General features: G+C 61.0%; 22 protein-coding genes. 16 read left to right on the top strand and 6 right to left on the bottom strand.

What is annotated here, in order from left to right; genetic code table 11:
- Positions 1–9: 9 nt before the first annotated feature.
- The gene (locus ASG35_RS21270) at positions 10–1,683 is read left to right on the top strand and encodes a Na/Pi cotransporter family protein (RefSeq protein ID WP_056362322.1); all 1,674 of its coding nucleotides are present in this window, start codon (positions 10–12) and stop codon (positions 1,681–1,683) included.
- On the opposite strand, the gene ASG35_RS21265 is transcribed toward ASG35_RS21270, so the two are convergent.
- Entirely contained in the window at positions 1,680–2,450 is a 771-nt protein-coding gene (locus ASG35_RS21265) for a DeoR/GlpR family DNA-binding transcription regulator (protein ID WP_056362319.1), read from the bottom strand. The two genes, ASG35_RS21270 and ASG35_RS21265, sit on opposite strands and share 4 nt — an antisense overlap.
- A gap of 447 nt (positions 2,451–2,897) precedes the next feature.
- Here ASG35_RS21265 and ASG35_RS21260 point away from each other — a divergent pair, with 447 nt between their 5' ends.
- The 7 genes from ASG35_RS21260 to ASG35_RS21230 all read left to right on the top strand — a co-directional run bounded on the left by ASG35_RS21260 (position 2,898) and on the right by ASG35_RS21230 (position 8,525).
- A complete protein-coding gene (locus tag ASG35_RS21260; RefSeq protein WP_082508538.1) occupies positions 2,898–4,052 on the top strand; it encodes an ABC transporter substrate-binding protein in 1,155 nt (384 codons plus the stop codon).
- A 228-nt stretch (positions 4,053–4,280) separates the two neighbouring features.
- A complete protein-coding gene (locus ASG35_RS21255; RefSeq protein ID WP_119024685.1) occupies positions 4,281–5,144 on the top strand; it encodes an ABC transporter permease in 864 nt (287 codons plus the stop codon).
- Entirely contained in the window at positions 5,141–5,974 is an 834-nt protein-coding gene (locus ASG35_RS21250) for an ABC transporter permease (protein WP_056362316.1), read from the top strand. Before ASG35_RS21255 ends, ASG35_RS21250 begins: the two co-directional genes overlap by 4 nt.
- Before the next feature lie 14 nt (positions 5,975–5,988).
- On the top strand, positions 5,989–7,056 hold the full coding sequence (locus ASG35_RS21245) for an ABC transporter ATP-binding protein (RefSeq protein WP_056362313.1): 1,068 nt from the start codon (positions 5,989–5,991) through the stop codon (positions 7,054–7,056).
- Positions 7,057–7,196: 140 nt separating this feature from the next.
- A complete protein-coding gene (locus ASG35_RS21240) occupies positions 7,197–7,469 on the top strand; it encodes a BrnT family toxin (RefSeq protein WP_056362311.1) in 273 nt (90 codons plus the stop codon).
- The gene (locus tag ASG35_RS21235) at positions 7,456–7,761 is read left to right on the top strand and encodes a BrnA antitoxin family protein (RefSeq protein WP_056362308.1); all 306 of its coding nucleotides are present in this window, start codon (positions 7,456–7,458) and stop codon (positions 7,759–7,761) included. Before ASG35_RS21240 ends, ASG35_RS21235 begins: the two co-directional genes overlap by 14 nt.
- Positions 7,762–7,958: 197 nt before the next feature.
- A complete protein-coding gene (locus ASG35_RS21230) occupies positions 7,959–8,525 on the top strand; it encodes a hypothetical protein (protein WP_056362305.1) in 567 nt (188 codons plus the stop codon).
- 13 nt (positions 8,526–8,538) lie between these two features.
- Here ASG35_RS21230 and ASG35_RS21225 read toward each other — a convergent pair whose 3' ends face one another.
- Complete coding sequence (locus ASG35_RS21225; RefSeq protein ID WP_056362302.1) at positions 8,539–8,907, bottom strand: hypothetical protein; 369 nt, start codon at positions 8,905–8,907, stop codon at positions 8,539–8,541.
- A gap of 361 nt (positions 8,908–9,268) precedes the next feature.
- Here ASG35_RS21225 and mprF point away from each other — a divergent pair, with 361 nt between their 5' ends.
- Together mprF and ASG35_RS21215 are read left to right on the top strand one after the other, a co-directional pair.
- Complete coding sequence (gene mprF / locus ASG35_RS21220; RefSeq protein WP_082508537.1) at positions 9,269–11,863, top strand: bifunctional lysylphosphatidylglycerol flippase/synthetase MprF; 2,595 nt, start codon at positions 9,269–9,271, stop codon at positions 11,861–11,863.
- Positions 11,860–13,113, top strand: coding sequence for a virulence factor family protein (locus ASG35_RS21215; RefSeq protein ID WP_056362300.1), 1,254 nt, complete (start codon positions 11,860–11,862; stop codon positions 13,111–13,113). Before mprF ends, ASG35_RS21215 begins: the two co-directional genes overlap by 4 nt.
- Positions 13,114–13,128: 15 nt before the next feature.
- Here the strand turns inward: ASG35_RS21215 and ASG35_RS21210 are convergent, their stop codons facing one another.
- Positions 13,129–13,644: a DUF1993 domain-containing protein gene (locus ASG35_RS21210; RefSeq protein ID WP_056362297.1), complete on the bottom strand. Its 516-nt coding sequence runs from the start codon at positions 13,642–13,644 to the stop codon at positions 13,129–13,131.
- A 189-nt stretch (positions 13,645–13,833) separates the two neighbouring features.
- Between ASG35_RS21210 and ASG35_RS21205 the strand changes: the two genes are divergently transcribed.
- Together ASG35_RS21205 and ASG35_RS21200 are read left to right on the top strand one after the other, a co-directional pair.
- The gene (locus ASG35_RS21205; RefSeq protein ID WP_056362294.1) at positions 13,834–15,297 is read left to right on the top strand and encodes a M20 family metallopeptidase; all 1,464 of its coding nucleotides are present in this window, start codon (positions 13,834–13,836) and stop codon (positions 15,295–15,297) included.
- A 117-nt stretch (positions 15,298–15,414) separates the two neighbouring features.
- On the top strand, positions 15,415–16,509 hold the full coding sequence (locus tag ASG35_RS21200) for a malate/lactate/ureidoglycolate dehydrogenase (protein ID WP_056362289.1): 1,095 nt from the start codon (positions 15,415–15,417) through the stop codon (positions 16,507–16,509).
- A gap of 58 nt (positions 16,510–16,567) precedes the next feature.
- On the opposite strand, the gene ASG35_RS21195 is transcribed toward ASG35_RS21200, so the two are convergent.
- Positions 16,568–17,464 carry an NAD-dependent epimerase/dehydratase family protein gene (locus ASG35_RS21195; RefSeq protein WP_056362286.1) on the bottom strand — a complete coding sequence of 299 codons (897 nt, stop codon included), beginning with the start codon at positions 17,462–17,464 and terminating at the stop codon, positions 16,568–16,570.
- 115 nt (positions 17,465–17,579) lie between these two features.
- Between ASG35_RS21195 and ASG35_RS21190 the strand changes: the two genes are divergently transcribed.
- From ASG35_RS21190 to ASG35_RS21180, 3 genes are all read left to right on the top strand, one after another.
- Positions 17,580–18,464, top strand: coding sequence for a LysR family transcriptional regulator (locus tag ASG35_RS21190; RefSeq protein WP_056362285.1), 885 nt, complete (start codon positions 17,580–17,582; stop codon positions 18,462–18,464).
- Positions 18,465–18,510: 46 nt separating this feature from the next.
- On the top strand, positions 18,511–18,897 hold the full coding sequence (locus ASG35_RS21185) for a RidA family protein (protein ID WP_056362282.1): 387 nt from the start codon (positions 18,511–18,513) through the stop codon (positions 18,895–18,897).
- A gap of 80 nt (positions 18,898–18,977) precedes the next feature.
- Positions 18,978–20,432: an HdeD family acid-resistance protein gene (locus ASG35_RS21180; protein WP_056362279.1), complete on the top strand. Its 1,455-nt coding sequence runs from the start codon at positions 18,978–18,980 to the stop codon at positions 20,430–20,432.
- 24 nt (positions 20,433–20,456) lie between these two features.
- On the opposite strand, the gene ASG35_RS21175 is transcribed toward ASG35_RS21180, so the two are convergent.
- Together ASG35_RS21175 and ASG35_RS21170 are read right to left on the bottom strand one after the other, a co-directional pair.
- Positions 20,457–22,145, bottom strand: coding sequence for an acid phosphatase (locus ASG35_RS21175; RefSeq protein WP_056362276.1), 1,689 nt, complete (start codon positions 22,143–22,145; stop codon positions 20,457–20,459).
- A 296-nt stretch (positions 22,146–22,441) separates the two neighbouring features.
- Positions 22,442–23,260: a sulfite exporter TauE/SafE family protein gene (locus ASG35_RS21170; protein WP_056362273.1), complete on the bottom strand. Its 819-nt coding sequence runs from the start codon at positions 23,258–23,260 to the stop codon at positions 22,442–22,444.
- Positions 23,261–23,443: 183 nt separating this feature from the next.
- On the opposite strand from ASG35_RS21170, the gene ASG35_RS21165 reads away from it, so the two are divergent.
- A complete protein-coding gene (locus ASG35_RS21165; protein ID WP_082508536.1) occupies positions 23,444–25,780 on the top strand; it encodes an amylo-alpha-1,6-glucosidase in 2,337 nt (778 codons plus the stop codon).
- The last annotated feature ends 3 nt before the right edge of the window (positions 25,781–25,783 follow it).

Here is a 25,783-nt window from a genome sequence, read left to right as displayed (position 1 = left end):
AGTGGCCCTATGTTGACTCTCTTGAATATCCTGTCAGGCGTAGCGGTGCTGGTATGGGGCACGCATATTGTCCGTACCGGCATCCTGCGGGTGCTCGGCGCTGAACTGCGGCGCGTGCTCGCGCGCAGCACGAACAGCCGCTTTCGCGCGTTCGGCGCGGGCCTTTGCGTAACCAGTCTCGTCCAGAGCAGCAATGCAACGGCCGTGCTGGCTTCGTCGTTTGCCGCGCAAGGATTGCTGCCGCTCGCGCCGGGACTGGCCATCATGCTTGGCGCCGACGTGGGCACAGCGCTGATGTCGCGTGTGCTGACGCTGGATCTCTCGTGGCTCTCGCCCATCTTGCTGCTCGGCGGAGTGATTGCGTTCTTGTCTTTCAAGCAGACGCGCGTGGGGCAGGTGGGCCGGACGATAATCGGGCTAGGGCTGATCCTGCTGGCGCTGCATCTGATCGTGGAAGCCGCGCAGCCGGTCATGCAGGGCGAGGGCGTCAAGGTCATGTTCGGCGCGCTTACCGGCGACTCCATGCTTGACACGCTGGTTGGCGCGGCGTTCGCCATGATCTCGTATTCAAGTCTTGCCGCAGTTTTGTTGACCGCGACGCTGGCTTCGTCGGGCGTGATTTCGTTGAAGGTGGCCGTGTGTCTCGTGGTCGGCGCGAACCTGGGAAGCGGCCTGCTCGCGGTGATCGGCACGATGAGCCAGAACCAGGCCGGTCGCCGGCTTGCGCTTGGCAATCTGCTTTTCAAACTGGTCGGTGCGTTGATCGTGCTGCCTTTTGCGCCGTGGATTGCGCAAGGGCTCGGCGCGCTGATCGCTTATCCGCGCGAGTCGGTGATTACGTTTCATCTTGTCTACAACCTGATTCGCTGCCTTGCCTGCATGCCGCTGATCGAACCGGTTGCGCGTCTTTGCTATCGCTTGCTGCCGGACAGGCCGGACGTGAATCCCGAACTGCGGCCGCTCTATCTGGACCCGGTCGCGCTGTCCACGCCCACACTTGCGCTCGCCAATTCCGCGCGCGAGGCGCTGCGCATTGGCGACATCATCCGCACCATGCTCGACAACCTGCTCGACCTGATGCGTGCGAACGATCCGGTCAAGGCGCGCGCGACGATCCGCATGGACGACGACGTGGATCAGCTATACGCGGCCGTGAAGACGTATCTGGCGCGAATTTCCCGCGAACAGCTCGACGTGGCCGACAGCCGCCGATGGACCGACATCATCACGCTGACCATCAATCTGGAGCACGCGGGGGACATCATCGAGCGGGTGGTGATGAATATCCAGGAGAAGAAGATCATGCACCGGCTGGCGTTTTCGCCCGAAGGTTTGAGCGAACTCGAGGACCTGCATGCCCGCGTGATTCTCAATCTGCAGCTTGGCCTGAGCGTTTTTCTGAATAGCGATTTGCGTAGCGCGGAGCGCTTGCTGGCGGAGAAGGAACGCTTTCGCGATCTGGAGCGAAGCTATTCCTATGCGCATCTCGACCGGCTCGCGGGCCAAAGCGCGCGCAGTATTGAAACCAGCGCTTTGCACCTGGATATCATCAGCGACCTGAAGCGGCTCAACTCGCTGTTCTGTTCAACGGCGTATCCGGTGCTCGATGCCGCCGGCGCCTTGCGTGAAACACGTCTGCGACGCCGCGTACTCGATGCAACGTATGGCAACGACAGCGTCTAGGCAAGGATCACTTGAGCGAGCTTCTTGCGTAGAGAAAGCAACGCCGGTCCTTCCGCGCCTTTCTTGTTGGTAATCAAAGTATCCACGCGATTGATGGGGCAGAACGCGATCCGGCTGCATTGCCCGATCTTGCTGTAGTCCGCCAGTATCACCACGCGGTCCGCGTGCGAGACCATCGCGCGTGCGACTTCCGTTTCGGCATGATCGAAGTTGGTCGCGCCGTGCCGGTGATCGATGGCAACCGGCGAAAGCAGCGCCACGTCAGCGCGATAACGCAGGATCTCCGCCACTGTCGTGCCGCCGACAGTCGCGAACGCGCGGTCGCTGATCGAACCGCCGAGCAGGATGATCTCGTTGCTCGTATCGGTCTTCTCGCCAGTCGAACGCATCTTTTGCGCGACATCGATGGAGTTCGTGATGATGGTCAGGTTGGCAAGCTTCGCGAGCTCTTCCGCGAGAATCGCGGTGGTCGTGCCCGCATCGATAAATAAAGTCTGGCCGCTGCTGACCAGCGCCGTCGCCGCGCGCGCAATCGCATTCTTGGATTTGACGCGCGTGTGACTGCGCTCGGCAATGGGCGCTTCGTCAGCGGGGCGCGTCACGCCGCCATGCACGCGCCTCAGTTCACCGAGCGCTTCCAGATCCACCAGATCGCGCCTGACCGTCTCGCGCGACACGCCGAGATCGGCCATGATGCGCTCGGTCGAAACGCGTTCGAGCGTTGCAAGCAGCGCTCGAATTCTCTGATGACGATCTTCCTGCCACATGCGGTTTCCCTCGATGGTTGAAATTCAGCAGCATTACCAACGCCTCGAGCATGCGGCCACGACTATGTGTCACTCGCATGTCGCCAATATTCGCCGGGCGGATGCTCTTGAGCGTTCCATCCATTCCTGCATTTGAAAGATTAACAAGAACGCGCGCCTTTCAGGTTGCATTTTTTTGGATACTTGCGAATTTGGGTATTTGAACTTAGTCTCTGCGTCACACTCGCGGATCGCTCTGATCGCGTTCTAACCGATTTTCTTCGGTGCATGGAATTCACCCTGCATCACTGTCTTTTTAGCCGTCGTCATAGTTCTTAAATATTTGGCCGCCAGAGTCGCGTGCGCGCCAGATATGTGCGCATTACAACAAGTTTCGGACGCAGGCAGCCTGTACGCTGCAGCAACATTCCAAAAACGTAAGCACGCCAGGCAGAGGATGGAAACACCATGAATCAAGACGGGTTGCGAGTGACTTCGACCTTTCGCCGCGCAGCTGGCGGCCGGCATTTGGGCAAGGGAGCCATCACGGCGGCCATCGCCACATTCACTGCGCTCGCGGGCCATGCCGTAGCGGCGCCGTCGGCGGCGTTGATCGAGGCAGCGAAGAAAGAAGGGCAATTGACCACGATCGCGTTGCCGCACGATTGGTGCGGCTATGGCGCGGTGATCGCGGGCTTCAAGGCGAAGTACGGCATCCAGATCAACGAGCTGAATCCGGATGCGGGCTCGGGCGATGAAGTCGAAGCCATCAAGGCGAACAAGGGCAACAAGGGGCCGCAGGCGCCGGATGTGATCGACGTGGGTTTATCGTTTGGACCGACAGCGCAAGCAGCTGGCTTGCTGCAGCCTTACAAGGTTTCGACCTGGAGTTCGATTCCCGATTCGGCCAAGGAAAAAGACGGCTATTGGTACGGTGATTACTACGGCGTGCTCGCGTTTGAAGTGAACACCGACATGATCGACAAGGTCCCAGCTGACTGGCCCGATCTGCTCAAGCCGGATTACAAGAATGCCATTGCACTTGCTGGCGATCCGCGTTCGGCGAACCAGGCGATTCAGGCCGTCTACGCAGCAGGATTGTCGCAAGCGAAAGGCGACGCATCGAAAGCGGGTGCCGCAGGCCTGAGTTATTTCGGCACCATGAACAAGAACGGTAACTTCGTGCCGGTGATCGGCAAGGCGGCTTCGTTGGCGCAGGGCACGACGCCTGTCATCGTGCGCTGGGACTACAACGCCTTGTCCGACCGCGATACCCTGAAGGGCAACCCGAAGGTCGCGGTCGTCGTGCCGAAAACAGGCGTGGTCGCGGGCGTCTACGTGCAAGGCATTAGCGCTTATGCACCGCATCCGAACGCGGCGAAGCTGTGGATGGAATACCTTTATTCGGATGAAGGCCAGCTTGGCTGGCTCGCCGGTTATTGCCATCCGATCCGCTTCAAGGATCTCGAAGCAAACAAGAAGATCCCCGCTGCGCTGCTTGCCAAGTTGCCGCCGCCGTCGGCTTACAAGAACGTCGTGTTCCCTACGCTCGACGAGCAGAATGCTTCGAAAACGCTCATCACGAAGCAATGGGATCAAGTGGTCGGCGCCAACGTGAAGTGACGTAATGAAGTGACGCAATGAACTAACGCAATGAAGTAACGCAATGAAGTAACGCAACGAATGGACGCGGCCGGACCTCGGGTTCATCGAGGATCTGGCGGTCCTCCCGGCTCGCGCTTCGAGTCGTTTATCCAGGGCGGCCTGTCAGTCAAGAGCGACATCATGAGTACTTCATCGAAGATCGCCGCGCCCATGTCCGCGCACGAAGACCCGTCGCTGGGACCTGGCATGAAGGCGGCGCGACGTGTGTCGCCCGCGTGGAATTACCTTGGCGTCCTGCCGTTTTTCGCATTCGCAGTCTTGTTCCTGCTGCTGCCCACCGCGTGGCTGATGGTCGGCGCGTTCCAGGACGCACAAGGCCATTTCACGCTCGCCAATTTCCGCGAGTTATTGCAGCCAAGCGTACTTGATGCCTACTGGATCAGCTTCAAGGTCAGCGCGGCTTCTGCGTTGGGTGGCGGATTCCTCGGGCTCTTGCTTGCATGGGCCGCCGTGCAGGGAAAATTGCCCGTATGGATTCGCCCGACCTTGATGACGTTTTCGGGTGTGGCATCGAACTTCGCTGGCGTGCCACTTGCGTTTGCGTTCATCTGCACGTTAGGGCGCGTTGGTCTCGTCACCGTGCTGCTGAAAAAGTATGTGGGCATCAACCTGTATTCCACGGGCTTCAGCATTTTGAGTTTTACCGGGCTGACGCTCACGTATCTGTATTTCCAGATTCCGCTGATGGTTCTGATCATCACGCCCGCACTCGATGGTCTCAAACGCGAGTGGCGCGAAGCGTGCGATTGCCTGGGTGGCAGTGCTTACCATTACTGGATGTATGTGGCCTTGCCTGTGCTTTGGCCAAGTGTGCTCGGCGCCACGTTGCTGTTGTTCGCCAATGCGTTCGGCGCGGTTGCGACCGCTTATGCGCTGACCGGAAGCTCGTTGAACATCGTGCCGATCGTGCTGTATGCGCAGATTCGCGGCGACGTGCTGCACAACGAGAACCTTGGTTACGCGCTCGCGCTCGGCATGGTGCTGGTCACCGGCTTGTCCAACGGCGGTTATATCTGGCTGCGTTCGCGCGCCGAAAGGGGACGTCGATGAGCACCGCCGCTGCCGTTGCAGTCACTCCCGGCAACAAGGTCCGCGCGCAAACCCGCGCGGGCGCGTGGATCGCGATGGTGATCGGCGCGGTGTATTTTCTGCTGCCGCTGCTTGCGACCATCGAGTTCAGTTTGAAGATGCGGCGCAGCGAATATAGCCTCGATGCCTACCGCGTCGTGCTCACCGATCCGCATTTCCAGGCGTCTTTCGGCTACTCCATTCTGATGGGCGTATTCGCGATCGTGCTCGGCGTTCTGCTTGTTGTTCCGACCGCGTATTGGGTCCAGCTGCGCCTGCCGAAGCTGCGTCCGCTGATCGAATTCATCACGCTGTTGCCGCTGGTGATTCCGGCGATCGTGATCGTGTTTGGGTATCTGCATATCTACAACAGCAGTTCGTTTCTGCCGCTAACCGGTAACGAACGCGCAACCGATTTCCTCTTGATCTGCGGCTACGTCACGCTGTGTTTGCCCTATATGTATCGCTCTGTCGATGCAGGCTTACGTGCCGTCGATGTCCGTTCGCTGACGGAAGCCGCCGAATGCCTCGGCGCAACCTGGCCGACAATCCTCTTCAGGATCATCTTCCCGAATGTGCGCTCGGGAATCCTTTCCGGCGCATTCCTGACGTTCGCTGTGGTGATCGGTGAATTCACACTCGCCAGCCTCTTGAACCGTCCGGCGTTCGGGCCTTATCTGCAATTGATCGGCGCGAACCGGGCGTACGAACCATCGGCGCTTGCGATCATTGCGTTCGCCATCACGTGGGCGTCGATGGGGCTTATCCAGGTCTTCGGCTCGGCGCGGTCCATCGCCGGAAAAAAAACTTAAAAGGTCGGTTTGTCATGGCACTTCTCGAGATCGAAAACCTCAGCAAGACATTCGGAACCCACACCGTGTTGCATCAGTTCGATATGCAGATCGAACGCGGCGAATTCATCACCTTTCTTGGACCGTCGGGCTGCGGCAAGACAACGGTTTTGCGCATGATCGCCGGCTTCGAAACGCCGACGCGCGGCTTGATCAAGCTCGGCGGCCGCGACGTCACGTACGTGCGTACCCGGCAACGCAAGGTTGGCATGGTGTTCCAGTCATATGCGCTATTTCCGAACATGACGGTGGCGGACAACATCGGCTTCGGGCTGAAGGTGCTGCGCCGTCCGCAAGCCGAGATCAAGGCGCGAGTGGAAGAGATGCTTGCGCTCATCAAGTTGCCGAAGCTGGCCGACCGGTATCCGTGGCAGTTGTCGGGTGGCCAGCAACAACGCGTAGCGCTTGCACGGGCGCTCGCCAGCAAACCGCAAGTGCTGTTGCTCGACGAACCGTTGTCCGCGCTCGATGCCAAGATTCGCGTTTCTTTGCGCGAGGACATTCGCAGCCTGCAGCGCGAACTCGGCATTACGTCGATATTCGTCACGCATGACCAGGAAGAAGCGTTGTCTATATCGGACCGGATCGTCGTGATGAACGAAGGGCGCGTGGAGCAGATCGGCACGCCGTCGGAGATCTACAACTTTCCGCGCACGCGCTTCGTGGCTTCGTTTGTCGGTACGCTGAATTTGCTGTCGGGGCAGGTGATCGATCCAGCGAGTGGCCGAATTGTGGTTGGCGGGCAGGAATTGCGCACCTCGCACGCGCTGAGTTCCAGCGATACCGGCAAGCAACGCACGCTTGCCGTGCGCCCCGAAGCGATCGTGCTCGAAGCGCCGGCGAATGGGCGCAATACGCTCGCCGCAACCGTGGAGGACGTGAACTTCCTCGGCGCGGTGGTGCGCATCAGAACGCGCGTGGATCAGTCGGTGATTTCACTCGATGTCTTCAACGATCCTAATCGACGTTTGCCCGAACGAGGGCAGCCGGTGGCGCTGGGTTTCTCGCATGAGAATTTGCTCGTGCTCGAAGAAGGCGCTTGACAGGCCAAAGCATCGACCGGGTACAGTGGTTCCAAGTTTTAAAGAACCGTTCCGCATATCGCGGAACGGTTTTTTTTTGCCATCGCGCGGCGCCCGCACGGCAACAACCTTGTCGTAAAGACTTTTTGCATCTACAATAAATGAAACAGTATGTGATGTTTGATTTGGAGAAGGACGTGTCTAACCGGCGCAAGCACGGTTTATCACTGGCCGACGCCGGGCTGCTTGACTGGAACGAGCTTCGAATTCGAGCCGATACACGGCGGGACTATCGTGAAGAGCGGCTTGTCGGACACGGCTTGCTCCACCAACGTCTTCACTGCGTGGTGTTCACACCGCGAGACGGCGCCGTTCGAGTCATCAGTTTTCGCCGGGCGAACAACAGGGAGATTAAAGAATATGAGCAAGATTAAATTGATCCGGAATACGCCGGAAGAAGAAGCTGCAATCAACCGCGGTATCGCTGAAGATCCGGATACGTACGAGTTGTCGGCCGAGGAGTTCAAGACGTTGCGCCCGTTCCCCGAGGTCATGGCTGAACGCCGTATGGGGCGGCCGCCAAAAGAGCATCCGAAGGAGCAGGTCAGCGTGCGTTACGACGCGGATGTGATCGCTGCGTTTCGCGCGACCGGCGACGGCTGGCAAACACGGATGAACAATGCACTGCGGGTTTATCTGAGCGAGCATCCGCTGAAGACTGCTTGAGTCAGGCAGCCATGATCGCGTGAGTCAATTCGTCAGGGCCGCTCCAGGTAACACACCGGCGCGGCCCGTGATTTTATTTCGGAGTAGCACGCATCGGATCGCCGGCTAAAGATCACACCAAAATCCGACACAATCTCAGCGGTCGTCTCAAAATGTTAAGGTAGGGTCCGGTTTATTTTGAGACGGACAGTAAAAGCGTGATTTTCAACACCGAATTCAAGTTTCCCAAAGCCGCTTCCGGCGCCTTCTTTACTGCATCGATACTTCTCATAAGCGCCTGCGCGCCCATCCCTTCCGCCGATAACGCCGCCACCGCGCTCCCCAGCGCAGCCTCGGCGCCGGTCGTTGCGGCCCAGCCCAAACCGCAGTCGCGCAACCGCTCGGCCGAAGCCATCGCGGCCGGCGCTTCGGGCGTGCCCGGCGTGCAAAAAATCGATGTAGGCGGCCCGAGCGGTTACAAAACCGAGGTTTCGATCACTCCGCCCAAGCAGGTCTGCGATCTCGACGCGTTCGCCGATGGCGTCGAATACGGTTACGCGTACACGTGGAACCGGCTGGTCATGGAACAGATCCGCGATTCAGGCAAGCCGTCCACGCCGCCGAAAGGGCAATTCGATCCCGCCGGCATCCGCCTGCAGGACGAGCAATACAAGATTGTCTGGAACGGCGACCAGCGCGTGAATGCGTGCGCGTCCGACGGTTACCTGATCGGACGGATAGTGGGTACGCATCAGGCTCTTGTCGATATGAAAGGCGTGAGCTGACGCCGCGTGTTGGTCAGTCGCACTTGTGGGCGTCGGCGACATACGCCGCCGCGCCCACGATATCGCCGTAAATGGTGTATCCCGTGCCGCTCGCCGATGGTTCTGCATCGATCAGAAGCAGGGTTTCGCCTTTCGGCCCGTGCACGGTGATCACGTCGCCATCGGCGTTCGGCGAATATTCGCCTGTCTTAAGCGGCCGCGCGGCCCATTTCGCCTTCACGCAGGCGGCAAACGGCAGCACGCCGAGATGCGACGTTCCGGAACCCACCGGCACGGTCTTCACCAGCGAATCGTATTGCGTCACGCAGCCGCCCAGGGCGAACGCCGTCGCGGCGACGGTGACAGTCAAGGCAAGAGCGGCAGCAAAGCGTGGCGTTTTCATTCGGTAGAACCTTTTTTATCGATGATAAATGCGTCGCCCGGGGCGTGCACTGGAGCCAAGATGCTAACCGCTCGGCTGATTCCGCGTAAAGAAAGCGCCCGGAAAGCTTCGGCAACCGCGCAATAACGGAAACCGCCGCCGATAAAAAGCTTAGAATCGCCGACTTTTCTTAAGTCCCGTCAACCATCGCCGATATACAGGCGTTGCTAACCGTAACGTTCCGTTCAGGTTTATGAAATCTGGGGACGCGGGGAATTAGCGACAACGGTCCGGCGCACAGCCGATCAGAACCAAGAACCAACAACAACGTTACCTAGCCGGTGTAAGGCTGGAAAGCGTTGGAGCAAGTCCGGTAATTCGCATGTCTCGCAGAAATGTCGTTTATTCAGTTTTTCAGCCGGAATCGCTGCTCCGCAGAACGCGGTCGTGGCGATTGCAGCGTTTTACCGCTCCGGTCCTCGCATTGGTCGTATGCGCGTTGCTGCTCGTGGTTTTCCAGCATCTGTCGCACGCGGTCAACTACAAGACAGTCGTTCATCAACTGCTCGCGCTCTCGTTCGAGGCGTGGGCCGGCGCGCTGCTTGCCACTGCGCTGAGCTACGCGGCGCTGGTCGGCCGCGACGCCGTGGGCCTCCGATACCTCGACGCCAAAGTGCCGCATTCCGTGCTGTGGGTGGGCGCGACGGTTGCATCGGCACTGGGTAACGCGACCGGATTCGGCGCGCTGACTGGCGGCGCCGTGCGCTGCCGCGTGTATGGCGTGTCGGGCATCACGCCGGCGCAGGTCGGCCGTCTAACCGTATTTACCAGCGTGACGTTGGCACTGGCGCTCGCGTTGATGACGGCCGTCGGCATGGTTTGCGCCGCGAACACGCTCGCCGCCATGCTGCATGCATCGCCGCAAATGCTGCGTATCGGCGGCGCTGCGATCCTTGTTGCTTTTGCTTTGATGATCGCGCTGTGCGGCAAATCGTCGAAAACGCTGCAATCGCGCTGGAAGTGGCTGTCCGTCACCGTGCCGTCGAGACGCGACCTGGTCGCGCAACTCGTCCTCGCCGCTCTCGATGTCTGCGCCGCCGCGCTTGCGCTCTGGGCCGTATTGCCGCACGCGCAAGTTGGTTTCGGCGAATTCCTGACCGTGTTTTCCGCCGCGATGTTGCTGGGCATGATCGGCCATACGCCTGGCGGCGTCGGCGTTTTCGAAGCGGCGATGGTCTTCGCGCTCGGCAACAGCGTCAACACGCCGGCCATGCTGGCGGCGCTGCTGGCGTACCGGGCAATCTACTTTGGCTTGCCGCTGATCGTCGCGACGGCCGTGCTGGCCGGCTTCGAAGGCCGCGCGCTGAAGGGCCGGTTCACGTTCTTGAATCCATCGAATGTGTCGCAACTCGCGCCTTTGTTCCTGAGCGTCGTGACCTTCGTGGTCGGCGGCATGCTGGTGATTTCGGGCGCAACGCCTGCGTTCGGCAAGCGCATCGCCGTGCTGCAGGCGGTCTTGCCGTTGTGGGTGCTGGAAAGCTCGCAATTGCTGGGAAGCGTGCTCGGCGTGGTTTTATTGTTCGTCGCGCGCGGTTTGCTGCGCCGGCTCGATGCCGCCTGGTGGCTCGCGATCACGCTCGCGGTGGCCAACTTGGCGTTGTCGCTTGCGAAGGGTTTGGCGTTCGTGGAAGCCGGGGTTCTCGCGTTGCTGATCGTGCTGCTGCTTGCCACGCGCGACCGCTTCAACCGGCGTTCGTCGCTGCTGGCTGAACGGTTCACGGCAAGCTGGCTGGTTTCGGTGGGTATCGTGATCGTGCTGGCCGTCTGGATCATGTTGTTCGCTTTCCGCGATATCAACTACAGCCGCGATCTTTGGTGGCAATTCGCTTTCGATGAACGCGCGCCCCGCGCCTTGCGCGCCACCTTGGCCGCCGGATTGTTCGCCGCGCTGTTCGCCGTATGGCAGTTGCTGCGCCCGGCTGCTGGTCGTTTCGAGAAACCCGCGCCGCAAGATCTCCTCGATGCCGCCCGCATTTTCCGCGCGCAGGAACGCAGTGACGCCGGCCTCGCCATGATGGGCGACAAGAGTTTCCTCTTCTCCACGTCGCGCGAAGCCTTCCTGATGTACGCCAAGCACGGCCGCACGTGGGCGGCGCTCCACGATCCGGTCGGTCCGCGCCGCGAATGGGCTGAACTGATCCGGCGTTTCGTGGAGATGGCGCACGCGCACGGTGGCCGCGCCGCGTTCTATCAGGTTCGCGCCGACGCTTTGCCGCTTTACCTCGATGCCGGCCTCACGCTGATGAAACTCGGCGAGGAAGCGCACGTCGTGCTGGAAGATTTCGACCTGAAGGGCTCGCATCGCGCGCATTTGCGTTATGCGCTAAAACGTGGCGAACGCGATGGTTTCGACGTGGAAGTCATCGATGCCACGCAGGTTCCCTACGCCATGCCCATGCTGCGCGAAGTGTCCGATGCCTGGCTGAACGGCCGCGAAGCGCGCGAGAAAAGTTTTTCGGTGGCGGCGTTCAACGACGAATACCTCGCGGCGCAATCCGTGTTGCTGGTTCGCCAGCAAGGCAAGCCGGTGGCGTTCGTCACGTTCATGACAACAGACATGAACACGGAAGCCACGGTCGGCGTGATGCGCCACGTGCCCGACGCGTCGCCGTACGCAATGGAATATCTCTTCACCAAGCTCGCGCTGCACCTGAAGCAGGCCGGCTACCAGACGTTGAGTCTCGGCATTGCGCCGCTTTCAGGCATGCAGCCCACGCCGCTTGCGTCGCCGTGGCATCGGCTGGCGGGTCTGGTCTGGCGTTTCGGCGGACGTTTCTACAACTTCCGGGGCTTGCGCGGTTTTAAGAGCAAGTTCCAGCCGCGCTGGGAACCGCGTTATCTCGCGGCATCCGGTTCGGTGGGCGTGTTTTTCACGCTCGCGGATCTCTCGTTGCTGGCGGGAGGCTGGCGTTCATGAATTTTGTTAGCAAGCTGGCTTTTGTTTCATTGTTCGCAGTTTCAGCAGCGCACGCCGCCACGATTTCCGGCGGCCGTTACGGCGATGTCCAGTTCACCAAACCCACGGGTCCAATGCGCGGTTTTGTCGTGCTCTTCTCCGATAAAACCTGGACCCCCGCCGACACTCAAGCCGCCGATGCGCTCGCCAAAAACGGCGCGATGGTCGTAGGCGTCGACACTGCGCGTTACGCCGCGAAGCTGCCGCTGGACAAGGAAAGCTGCCACAACCTCGTGGGCGACGCCGAGGCGCTTAGCCATCAGCTTGAACGCGAAGTGCAATCGAACCGGTATTACGCGCCCATCCTGATGGGCACGGGTCAGGGCGGCGTGCTCGCTTCAAAGATTTTGTCGCAGGCGCCGGACAACACCGTGGCCGGCGCGCTCGCGCTGAACGCCGACGCGCAACTCGACGCGCGTTTCAACTTGTGCCCGCCCGATCCGACCATCACGCACGCGAAAGGCTTGCCCGGTTTCTTCGATAAAACCACGCAACCGCCCGCTGCATCCCGGTCCGATGCGCTGCTGGCACTCGCCGCGCCGCATCTGAAGATCGAGCCGGCGCACGATGAAGACGTCTCCGATCTGCCGCTGGTCGAGCTTCCGGCCGCGCATCCGACGAACCTGCTCGCAATCGTGATTTCCGGCGACGGCGGCTGGCGCGACCTCGATAAAACCGTCGCGGAATCGTTGCAGAAAGACGGGGTATCGGTGATCGGCATCGACAGCTTGCGCTATTTCTGGAGCGAAAAAACGCCCGAACAGACCGCGCATGATCTGTCGCGCGTGATCCAGGCGTACAGCGCGCGCTGGCACTCGGAGCACGTCGCGCTGATCGGCTATTCATTCGGCGCGGACGTGATGCCGTTTGCCTACAACCGTCTGCCCGACGCGGTGCGCGCGAAGGTATCGATGGTCTCGCTGATGGGCTTCGCGCCCGACGCCGATTTTCAGATTCGCGTGACCGGCTGGCTCGGCATGCCCGCGAGCAAGGACGCGTTCAAGGTGCGCCCGGAACTGGCGAAACTGCCGCCCGGAATCGTCCAGTGTATTTATGGCGAGGCCGAAGAAGACACGTTATGCCCGGCGTTGACCAAGACGGGCATAGAAGTGATCAAGACAAGCGGCGATCACCATTTTGGCGGTGACTACGCCGTGCTCGCGCGACGCATTCTGACAAGTTGGCAGAAACAGATCGCCGCGCGAACCTGAATTCGGTCCCGCCGATCAGGCCTTTTGCAACGCGCCGAGATAATCGAGTTTCCCGACCGGCACGCCGAGATGGCGCAGGATGTCGTACGCCGTGACTATATGGAAGTAGAAGTTTGGCAGCGCGAACAAGAACAGATAATCGCTGCCGCTGAACGTCAATTCGCCCGCGCGTTGCTTCAGCGTGACCTCACGTGTTTCGCTCCCTTCGAGCGTCGTTTCGTCGATGCTTTTCAGATACGACAACGTATTCGTCAACCGTTCCCGCAATTCGGCGAAGGTGGTTTCCGTATCGTCGAAACTCGGTGCTTCAACGCCCGACAAACGAACCGCCGAGAGCTTCGATGTATCGCTTGCGCGCTGGATTTGTCCCGTGAACGGCAACATGTCGTCGAAGAGGCGCGCCGCCGTGACGTCGGTCTCCGCGATTCCTTTTTCCTTCGCGTGCGCTTCGGCCTTGTTGATCAGGGACACGAGCACGTCGAGCCCGCGGATGAAAACTGGGACGCTCGCGCGATACATTGAAACGGACATGGTGATTCCTTTGGCTTGGGTCCTGACTGGACGGGACAACAGCATACCGGGACGCCGGACGTCGCGCATTTTCCACTGGAAGCGGTCCCACGGAATTCAAATGCACATATCGGGTCCCCAGGAAATTCCGCGACCGAAACGCCGCGAATCCCGGCTATCATTCATTTTTAAACGGCCGGGACGCCCGTCATGATTTCAGACGACCTTACACAAGAAACACAGCGCATCGACCGTGACGCCTTGCGTGATTTTATCGACCGGAAGTGGGACGACGAGATTCTCCCCGCGCTCACCGATTACATCGCGGTGCCCGCAAAAAGCCCGATGTTCGATCTCGACTGGGCGAAGAACGGTTTCATCGAACGCGTGATTACCGATGCAGCGCAATGGGCCGAGCGTCAGCCTGTGCGCGGCCTGAAAGTCGAAATCATTCGCCTCGCCGGACGCACGCCGGTCATCTTTTTCGAAGCGCCCGCGACGCGTTCCAATAGCCGCGACACCATCGTGCTCTATGGCCATCTCGACAAACAACCCGAGTTCGACGGCTGGCGTCGCGACCTTGGACCATGGTCGCCGAAGTTCGAAGACGGCAAGCTTTACGGCCGCGGCGGTGCGGACGATGGTTACGCCACGTATTCGTCCATTAGCGCAATCGCCGCGCTCGATGCTCAAGGTATCGAGCGGCCGCGTTGCGTTGGCATCATCGAAACATGTGAAGAATCGGGTAGCTACGATTTGCTGCCGTATGTGGATGCACTGCGTGATCGTCTCGGCGATGTCAGCCTTGTGATTTGTCTGGATTCCGGCGCGGGAAACTACGATCAGCTGTGGCTCACCACGTCACTGCGCGGTCTGGTTGCAGGCGACCTGGAAGTGCAGGTGCTCGACGAAGGTATCCATTCGGGCACGAACGGCGGCATTGCGCCATCGACTTTCCGGATCATGCGCCGGTTGCTGGAACGGCTCGAAGACTCGAGCACGGGCAATTTGTTGCCGAAGGGTTTTCATTGCGATATCCCGTCGCGGCGTCTTTCCGAAGCGGAAGCAACGGCCAGGATTCTCGGTGACGACGTCTGGAAAAAGCTTCCCTGGAGTTGCGGCCAGAACGGCGGCACGGTGTTGCCGGTCACCACCGATCCACGTCAGGCGCTGCTCGATTCCACCTGGCGGCCGTCGCTGGCGGTGACGGGCGCGGCGGGTTTGCCATCGTTGATCGATGCAGGAAATGTCCTGCGCCCGCGCACCGCGTTCAAGCTATCGCTGCGTTTGCCGCCGCTCGTTGAAGCGACCACGGCGCTCGCCGAACTCAAGTCCTTGCTCGAAGCCGATCCGCCGTACAACGCGAAGGTCACGTTCAAGGCGGAGCGTGGCGAGGCGACGGGCTGGAGCGCGCCGGAACTCGCGCCTTGGCTCGACGAAGCGTTGAACGACGCATCGCGCAGGCATTTCGGCGCGGACGTTGCGTTCCTCGGACAAGGCGGCACCATTCCGCTCATGAGCACGTTGCAGGAAGGTTTTCCGCGTTCGCAATTCATGGTCTGCGGCGTCTTGGGACCAAGATCGAATGCGCACGGACCGAATGAATTCCTGCATGTGCCGTTCGCAAAGAAACTGACCGCGACGGTCGCCGAGGTGATCGCCGCAACGCCTTGAACGCTTGTCATCGATAATAAAAGGGCGCGCAGCTTCTAGCGCGCCCTTTTCATTTTGTAAGGCGAGCGCGCCATCGAATTTGTCGTGCAGCATTTTCATGTCAGGAGACGTAGTCGCATGAACACCGAAAACAAGCCCGAAGCACGCATTGCCCGCAATACCCTGCACGCGTATGTCAGCGCGATCTGGACGCACGCCGGCAGCACGCCGCGTGAAGCGCAGTTGGTCGCCGATCATCTCGTCATGGCGAATATGTCGGGCCATGATTCGCATGGCGTCGGCATGATTCCGCGTTATATGGCCTCGCTCGGCGACGGCGAACTGAAGCTCAACACGCACGCCGAAATTGTCCGCGATGCCGGCGCGGTGCTGACCATCGACGGGAAAAAGGGCTTTGGTCAAGTCGTTGCGTTCGAGGCGATGGAACATGGTATCGAGCGCGCCTTGAAGCTCGGCGTGTGCGCGGTCGGCTTGCGCAATGCGCATCACATTGGGCGCATCGGGCATTGGGCCGAGCAATGTGCGGCAGCCGGGCTCGTGTCGTTTCACTTCGTCAACGTGGCGGGCGATCCGCTGGTCGCGCCGTTCGGCGGTATCGATCGCCGCTTCGGCACGAATCCGTTCTGCGCTGCGTTTCCGCGAGAAGGGCGCGAGCCGCTCGTGCTGGATTTCGCGACGTCGGGCATCGCCTACGGCAAGACGCGCGTGGCCTACAACAAGGGCGTGAAAGTCGATTCCGGTTACCTGATCGATCATGCCGGCGTGCCGACCGTCGAGCCGAAAGTCATGCACGAAGCCCCGTTCGGATCGTTGACGGCGATGGGCGCACACAAGGGTTACGGCCTCGCCGCCATGTGCGAGATTTTCGGCGGCGCGTTGTCGGGCGGTTACACAACGCACGAAAGCACGCTCGATACAACCAACGCCATCATCAATTGCATGACGTCGGTGATCGTCAATCCGAAAGCCTTCGATGCACCCAACGCCGAAGCCGAAGCGGACGCGTTCGTGGAATGGGTGAAGGCTTCGCCGCTTGCCGCCAATACGGAAAGGATCCTCGTGCCGGGCGAGCCGGAACGCGCGCGCCGCGCGGAACTGGAAGCGAAGGGCGTGCCGGTCGATCCGACCACGTGGCAGCAGATTCACGACGCGGCGGTGAAGGCCGGCATGCCGGCTGCGAAAATCGATGGATATCTGAAGGCGCTCCAATAAGCGCTTGAGATTGGCAAAACGCGGCCGGTTTTTGCTGACCGGCCGCGCGTGTTTTCAGTTACTTGATCATCTCGTCGCGAATCCAGTCGGTCACCGACGTGCGCTTCGGCGTCCATCCCAGCAATTCACGCGCGTGCTTGCCGCGAACCCGGCTGTTCGATCCCAGCCCGTACGACGCCATTTCATAACCCCATTCCTTCTTGGCATCTTCCAGCGGCCAGTCCTGCGGTTCACCAAGTTTCATTGCCCTGGCCATCGCCGTGGTCATGTCGCGGAACGCCGCTTCGCCGCTTTCTACGAAATAGAACGTTCCCGCCGGACTTTTTTCGAGGGCGCGGGCGTACAGGTCGGCGACATCATCTATATGCACGTTCGACCAGATATTGCGTCCCGGTCCGACATGCCGGACGATGCCGCTTTTCTGCGCCTGGGAAAAGAGCCGCGGCAACTGCACGCTTTTGGCGGTTTTCATCGCGCCATGGCCGTAGATCAGCGTGTTGCACAGCACCGAGGCGCGTACGCCGCGCGTGGCTGCATCGAGCACGAGATTGTCGATGGCTACGCGTGCCGCTTTGTCGGCGGTCGGTTCGGGCAACGCGTCTTCGTAGTAGATTGCGTCCGATCCCTCGCCGCCGGATGCATCGCCGACAATGCTCGAACCGCTCGTATGCAGCAACGGTTTGCCGGAACCCGCCAACCCTTCGATCAGCGCTTCCACGGCGCCACGATGATCGCTGTTCGCGGCGTTGATGACGCCATCGGCGGCTTTGGCTTCTGTAATCAGCAAGTTGCGGTCATCGAGCGTTCCGATCACCGGTTCCACGCCGAGTTGCTCGAGCTCGGCCGCCTGATCGGCGCGGCGGATCAGGCCGCGTACCTGATGCCCGCTGCGCGCAAGATGCGCCGCAATCGAGCCGCCGATAAACCCGCTTGCGCCCGTCAAAAATACCTTCATGTCCGCTCTCCTTTAATCAGTATTGAATCGATGCACGCAGTATCGCCCGGTTCTACTTTCGCAAAAACGGTGTTAGTCTCAAATCAATCTTGACTACGCATCAACAATCGCTTCGATGAAAACCACCACCGAGGAATTGCTCGCGTTCGTAACCGTGATCGACAGCGGTTCGATCACGGCCGCCGCAGAGGCCTTGCAGCAAACGGTTTCGGGCGTGAGCCGAGCGCTGACCCGGCTCGAAACCAAGCTCGATTCCACGCTGATCCGCCGCACCACGCGCCGGCTCCAGCTCACCGACGAAGGCGAACTGTTCCTCGTGCGCGCCCGCGCCATCCTCGCCGCGATGGAAGACGCCGAGGAGTCCATCGCCCGGCAACGGCAACGCCCGGCGGGGCGCTTGCGGGTCGACGCGGCGTCGCCGTTCATGCTTCATTGCATCGTCCCGCACGTGCAGGCGTTCGCGGTGGCGTACCCGGAAATCGTGCTGGAATTAAGTAGCAACGAGCGTTTTGTCGATTTGATGGAGCAGCGCGTGGACATCGCGATCCGCATTGGCGCGCTGCAGGACTCGACGCTGCACGCGCGTTCGCTCGGCAGCAGCCGGCTGCGCATATTGGCGAGTCCCGGTTATCTGGCCGAGCATGGCGAGCCGCGGACCGTGGCGGAATTACGCGGGCATCGGCTGATCGGATTTACCGCGCCCGATAGCCTCAACGACTGGCCCTTGCTCGATGACGACGCCCGCTTCCGGATCGTGCCGGACATCGCGGCATCGAGTGGGGAGACCATGCGCCAGCTTGCGCTTGCCGACGGGGGTATTGTGTGTCTCGCGTCCTACATGACCCACGCCGATGTCACGAGCGGACGCCTTCGGACCGTCATGGACAGCGCGTGGCTCGACGTCAGGCAACCGATCAGCGCGGTCTTCTACCAGAGTGCTTCAATGGCCGGACGCGCCAAGGCCTTCCTGGATTTTCTGGCTGGACGGTTGGTGCTTTGATTGGGTGGACGTATCCTTTAACTTTTGTTGTCATTCAGATCTCTCCATGCCAATTGAACGAATCAATGCGCCCGGCCTTCCGGTTCCGGCCGGCCATTACAGTCACGCCACGCGCGCCGGCAACCTTGTTTGCGTCTCAGGACAGTTGCCGATGCGCCCCGACGGCACGCACACCGGCGACCTGCCGTTCGAAGTACAGGCCCGGCAAACGCTCGAAAACGTCAGCGCGGTCCTGGCCGCGGCGGGAGCGGGCTTGCGGGACGTGATCGAGGTGACCGTCTATCTGGTCGGCGTGGATCACTGGAAGGCGTTCAATGAAATCTATGCAAGTCACTTCGGCGACTGGAAACCCGCGCGGGCCGTGGTGCCGGTGGGCGCGCTGCACTACGGATATCTGATCGAGATTGCCGCCCGCGCATGGGTTGAAAAGTAGATCCCGAGCTGGCGTGAGGCTGCATCGCTTTTACGATGGCCGGGGAATATCGGTCACGCGGGTCCACCAAAGGTAACGTCATGATTCAACTCGTGTTGCTGCTGCTGGGCGTGGATTATTTGCGTCGCCGATGGATAACGCTGGCGCTCGCCGGCAGTATCTGGCTCGTGATCGGGGTGCTTGTTTTTATCGATGCCCTCGATGGTGTCCTTTATTTTCCCATCCATTTTTTTGCGTGGCTATTGCTGTTCGAAGGCCTCGCGACTTTGATCGCAGCGGGCACGGGCGTTGGCGGACAGCGCACGCTGCGTTACGTGAAAGGCGCGGCGTTCGCGTTCGCGGCCTTGCTCATCATGGCGGGTCATCACCACGGCAACTTCGTGTTGTCGATGATCTTCGGCATACTTTTTCTCGCCGATGGCCTGCTGCAATCGGTCTCGGCGATCGTCGTCCGCTATAGCCGGTGGAGAGTGGTGCTGGCGCTGGCTGTTATCGAGATTTTGCTCGCGGTCTTCTTCTTCCAGCCGTATCCGACGCATTACGTGGGGACAGCGCCTTACGCCGTTGGACTCGGACTTGCGTTCGGCGGCTGGAACCTGCTGCTGATTGCATTGCGCGTGCGCGGCATGGAAAGTCTGCCGCCCGAAAGCAAAAAGACTTTGACCCTTTCCGACGATGTCATCACTGATCCGACCATCGCCGAGAAATCTGCAACGGCGAAGGCCGTGGCGAACGCCGGCGCGACCGAAGCCGACGCTCCGTTCGAATGGGACGGCCCGCCCGCCGCCGACGAGAAAGCCCTTACCGTGCACGTATGGACTCCGGTTGGTTCCGCGCGAGCGCAGGCGAACCGGCGGCTAATCGTGGATCGCTACATTGCCGCCGTGGATGCCAACGGCGTCATTTCAACTGGTCACGCCGCGCTCGAATCGCCGGAGGGCATTTACATCAGCCTGTATCCGGGCGTGGAAATCGATCGTTCACCGGACGAGTTCGGCCGCATCCTTCGAGCGACGCGCGAGAACAACGTGCCCGGCGTGTTCCAGCCGGACTATCCGACGGAATCGAAGGCATGGTGCGAATCCACGACGCGCGTGCGCATCCGCAACTATCGTCCCGAAAGGCTCGATGCATTCTGGGAAAAGTACCGCCAGGATCCCACCTACAACCTGACTTACCGGAATTGCTCCAGCACTGTTTCCAATGCGCTCGAAGCTGCTCTGGAAGGCACGGTAGGGACCTTCCACGGCCACGATACCGGATGGCGCGCTTTCCTGCGTCTCCTGGTCACGCCCGAACTCTGGGTCGCGGCGCAGATCCGCAAACGCGCTGCGACGATGGCGTGGACACCAGGCCTTACGCTCGACTACGCGCGGGCGCTCAGCATGCTTGCCGATCCCCGTCCGTTCAGCTACCTCAAGATGTCGCGCCTTGCCGTGCGCAAGATGCTGCGCTCGCGGCGTGAATGGAGACAGGAAGCGTCCGATGCCGCCGATGCGCGCGCAGGACGAATGGACGGCTCGCGCGCTTCTTAAAGCGTGTGGGGATCGCGCTTCGCTTCACGCCAGATCCAGCGCCGCCGTCAGATCGCCCAGCGGCGCTTCGCCGTTCGCCGCGAACGCCCGGTCCCGCGCAACGACGCCATCGAGCGGCACGAGATCGTGCACGCGAGTGATGAATCGCAGGATCGAATTCGTGTCGTAAACGGTATGGTCGACCAGACCTTTCTTCGCAAACGGCGCGATGACGAGCGCCGGAATGCGCGATCCCGGTCCCCAGCGGTCGCCTCTGGGCGGCGAAACGTGATCCCACCAGCCGCCGTTTTCATCGTGCGTGATGATCACGACCGTGTTGTCCCACTGCGGCCCGCGCTGAATCCGCTCCACCACGTTCGCCAGATGCCGGTCGCCCGACTCGACGTCCGCGTAACCCGCGTGCATGTTCAGGTTTCCCTGCGGCTTGTAGAACGTCACGGGCGGCAGCCGGCCTGCATCGATATCCGCGATGAACTTGTTCGTCGACGCATCCTCGCCTACACCGCCGTCCCGCAAGTGCTGCGTGCGTGCAAGCGTGCCGGGCGCGAAGCTGCGGAAATAGTTGAACGGCTGATGGTGATACTGGAAGTCAGGTGTCATACCGGTGTCACGATGCGTGAGCGCGAACTCCCACGCGCCGCCGTACCAAGCCCAGTCCACTCCTTTATCCGACAAGCGGTCGCCAATGGTCGCGTAAGTCTGCGGCGGCAGCACCCTGTAATTCGATGGATCGGCAAGCGCCGGATCGCCGCCTTCAGCCGGCTTGATGTTGCTCGGCTGATAGGGCGGCGTCATGGTGTTGACGGCGTAGCCGTCGGCGGTAAGCGCGCCGTCGTTTACGTACGATGGCGGCCCGTCCAGCGCCGAGGCCGGCGAGTCGGGCGTGAGTTTGAGGCGCGTGCCCAAGGGATCGTCGCTGTCCAGCACAGACAGCAACTTTTTTCCGGGGCCGTTGTGCGCATCGGGATACAACGGTGCCTGACCCGAGATCAGAAAGATGTGATTGAGCCAAGAGCCGCCGAACGCCGCCATGAAAAAGTTGTCGCACAGCACATTTTGCTGCGCGATATTCCACAGCTTCAGCGATTCTGCCGAGTTGCGGTAATGACCCATCACCAGGCCGCCGGAGTCTCCCCACGCGGCAAACTGATTGTTGCGCCCGGCGTTGATCTGCATCTGGTTCTGATAAAAGCGATGCACGAGGTCGCGCGTGATGACGCCGTTCGGCAGCGGTTTGCCTTCGGTATCCACAAGATGAAAGGGGCCGTTGGCAATGCCGTCGATCTGCTTTTCCGAGATCATGTAGCGCTTGCCGTCCACTTCCTGCGCCTGCGGCACCAAACCACCCCAGATTTTCGGCAGCACCGGCAATGGCGTGCGTCCGTCACGATCGAGCTGCACGTAACGCGACGCAGGCACGGCTTCGAGCGGATATTGCACGCCGGGGTAATTGCCCCACAGGTTGCTGAAGCTGCGGTTTTCCGCGTAGATCACGACGATGTGTCGGACCTTTGCTCGCAGGGTTTGGTCGAGCGCGAGATCGGCGGCGGATTTCGGCGCGTCAGGGCGGGAATCGAACAGGTGGCAGGCGCTCAGCGACAGTCCGCTCAGGCCAGCCAGACCCATGCCGGCGACCAGTAGCCGCCGGCGAAATGGGTCGTGGGGAAGGTCGGAAGCGGTTTGCTCGTCACGCGGATCGTCGGTCTGGCTCATGCGCAGTCTCCTTGCGGTTCTCGACAAGAGCGCCTCAGTGGCTGCGGCGCGGGTAAATCGTGCGGAAATAGTGTCGAATTTAAAAAATGAGCGCAACGCAAGGCGCGCTGCTTTTTCACTCTTCGTTCACCTGAATCGTGCACGTTTTGCCCGGATTTCGATACCCGGCCAATTGGCCTATGACTTGGAAAACCAGATCGCGGCCCCGGAAATGATCTCGTTCTCACCTCACATACCATTTGGCCGACTGGAAAGCGTCACGTCTGGCGACTACTATCGATCGAACTGGCCGGCAATCAGCTCAACACGAGCTTTACGCCGACCAGCACGAGCGTCGCGGCCAGGAGATTGCGCAGCAGGACTTCGGGTGCTCGCGCTGACAAAAGGCTGCCCAGCACGATGCCGGGAAGCGAGCCCACCAGCAGTGAGATCAGGAGCGACCAGTCGACCGAACCGAGCAGCCAGTGACCAGTGCCGGCAATCAGCGTGAGCGGCACGGCGTGCGCAATGTCCGATCCCACAATGCGCGACGTCGCGAGACGCGGATAAAGCAACAGGAGCACCGTGACGCCGATTGCGCCCGCGCCCACCGAGGTGATCGACACCAGCACGCCGAGAATGGCGCCGGTTAGTACCGTCCAGGCCACGGTGCGCATTTCGCGCTTCGCTGCGTCGGGGTCGCCGCGAGCCTCGCGGGCCATGCCGGTCTTGTAGGCGAGCCGCGCAAGCTGAGGGCGGAACACGAGGGACAAGGCGGTAAAAAGCAAAGCCCAGCCCAGCACGAGCTGAATTACGCGCGCGGCCGCAGGCGTGTTGAGGCCGTAGCGGTGGAGCAGGACGAGGGTGATCGCCGCGGCGGGAATGCTTCCTGCCGCAAGCCGTCCGGTAATGCGCCAGTCAACCGACCCCTTCAGGCCGTGGACGAGCGTGCCGGCAGACTTGGTCGCGGCCGCGTAAAGCAGGTCGGTGCCGACTGCGGTAGCGGGATGGATGCCGAACAGCAGTACGAGCAGCGGGGTCATCAGCGAACCGCCGCCCACGCCGGTGAGCCCGACCAGAAAGCCGACGGCGAGACCCGAAGCCGAATAAAGTAGGTCGATATGTGGAAAAGACATGCAGCCTGGAGAACCGGTTAGGTGAGCGTCGGTCGAAAAACGGTCGATGATAGCGGGTCCGCAGTGCGCATGTCTGCGGTCCCGGCAAATTGATTCGCAGGCTCCGGCCGTACAATCGCCGACAGTGGCTGATATGGCCGGGGCAGGCCGAGTGTCCAGGCAACTCTTTTTCAGGAAGGTGTAATGGAAACGAAGGAACAACAGCAGGCAAATCAGGCGCTCGATGACCAAAAGGCTGCTAATGCTGGCCGAAGCCCCGCACATGACGATCTTCCCGACCCCGTGCGCAGCACGGTCGGTGTGCGGGAAGTTGCTCCCACTACGCCCGTTGCGGTGACTGACGGCGCGTTTATCGCGACAGAACACTCGAATTACGCAAACGAGCGCCAGTTCGTGCTCAAGGCGGGCAACACGTTCGTTGTCAACGACGCGAACGGCGATATCCGTGGCAACGACGACGGCCTTTTCGTCAACGACACCCGCGTGCTGTCGCAACTTCGCCTGACTTTCGGCGGCCGCGCGCCGTCCCTGCTTTCGGGGAGCGTGTCCAGCGACAACGCCGTTTTCACCGCGCACATGACCAACCGGCCGCTGCCGCCCATCGGTGGCGCGACCACGCCGGAAGGGGTGCTTCACGTCGAACGCCGGCGCGTGTTGTCGCGGCATGTACTGCACGAAGCCATCGTGTTGACCAACTACGGCACGGAGCCCGCAACGGTGCCGTTGTCCATCGATTTCGCGGCGGATTTCCACGACATGTTCGAGGTCCGCGGTTCAACGCGGCCAAAACGCGGGGAAATGCGCGAGCCGGTTATCGAAAATGGGGAAGTGGTGCTGCGCTATACGGGGCTCGATGAAGTCGAGCGGACCGCGCGCATCCAGTTTTCGCCCGCACCCCATTCGCTGACGGTCAATCGCGCCGACTATGCGCTGCGCATTCAGCCGGAAACGGCGATGTCGATTTATCTGTCGGTCACGGCGCTCACGCATGCGTTGAGTGACGCGAGCGCGGAAAGCAAGAAAATTGCCGAAGAGGGTGCGGAATGCGCGCCGGAGTCGGGTCGCCCGGCAATACGTGAAGCGTTGGTCGATGCCCACAGGCGCATGCGCGACAGGCGCCGTTCGGTTGCGCGGGTGCGTTCGAGCAATCCGCTTTTTAGCGAATGGATCGATCGATCGCTTGCCGACCTGGGCTTGTTGACCACCGACCTTGAAACCGGGCCATATCCGTACGCCGGTATTCCATGGTTCTCGACCGCGTTCGGCCGCGACGCGATCATCACTTCGCTGCAAATGTTGTGGCTCGATCCGTCTCTTGCGCGCGGCGTGCTGCGTTTTCTCGCGGCGAATCAGGCACGTGAGGATTCGGCGTTTCGCGACGCGGAAGTCGGCAAGATCATGCACGAGACGCGCAACAGCGAAATGGCGGCGACCGGCGAAGTGCCGTTTGCCATGTACTACGGCGGCGTGGACAGTACGCCGCTGTTTGTTGCGCTTGCCGGGGCATACGCCGAACGGACGGGCGACACGGCGCTTATCGACGAGTTATGGCCTTCGCTGCAACTGGCGGCAAAGTGGATCGCGGGTCATTGCGACAAGAATGAATATGGCTTGCTGAGCTACCAGCGAGCAACCGAACACGGGCTGGCCAACCAAGGCTGGAAAGATAGCCACGACTCCGTGTTTCACGCCGATGGCAGCTTCCCGGTCGGGCCGATCTCGCTGATCGAAGTGCAGGGTTATGCGTCCACGGCTTTCGCGACCATGGCGCGTTTTGCGCGGCAACGCGGTATGCCGGAAGACGCAAAGTCGTTCGATAAACGCGCACAGCATATCCGCGAACGTGTTGAGACCATGTTCTGGATGCCCGAGTCGGAGTTCTACGGCATTGCGCTGGATGGCAAGGGCCAGTTGTGTAAGGTGTTGTCGTCCAACGCGGGACACTTGCTGGCCTTCGATCTGGTCGAACGCAGCCGTGGCGAGGCAGTTGCGCGACAACTCGAATCGACCTTGTTCCACACGGGCTGGGGCGTTCGCACGCTCGCTGCAGGCCAGCCGCGTTTCAATCCGATGTCGTATCACAACGGCTCGGTCTGGCCGCACGACACCGCCATGTGCGCACGCGGTCTCGCACGATACGGCGATCGCGGCGGCGCCGTACGCTTGCTGCAGGCGCTGTTCGAATCCGCCGTCACCTTCGATATGCGTTTGCCCGAGCTGTTCTGCGGCTTCACGCGACAGCGCGGCGAGCGTCCTATCGGCTATCCGGTTGCGTGTTTGCCGCAAGCGTGGGCAGCCGGTTCGCCGTTCATGATCCTTGAAGCGTGCCTTGGAATAGCAATCGACGCCGAGCGCGGGGAAGTGCGCATCGACCGGCCGCAACTGCCAGATGGTATCGACTGGCTTGAGATCGGCGAGTTGCGGGTCGGTGAAAAGACCGTATCCATAACGTTCCGGCGCGTGGGCGGGCAGGTCGTGCCGTCGGTGGAAGGCGACGTTCGCGTGGTGGCGGTTCTTTAAGGA

It is taken from the genome of Burkholderia sp. Leaf177 (assembly GCF_001424345.1).
GTDB lineage: Bacteria > Pseudomonadota > Gammaproteobacteria > Burkholderiales > Burkholderiaceae > Caballeronia.
The sequence above is the reverse complement of the archived record's forward strand: the minus strand, read 5'-3'. Positions and strand labels throughout refer to the sequence as shown.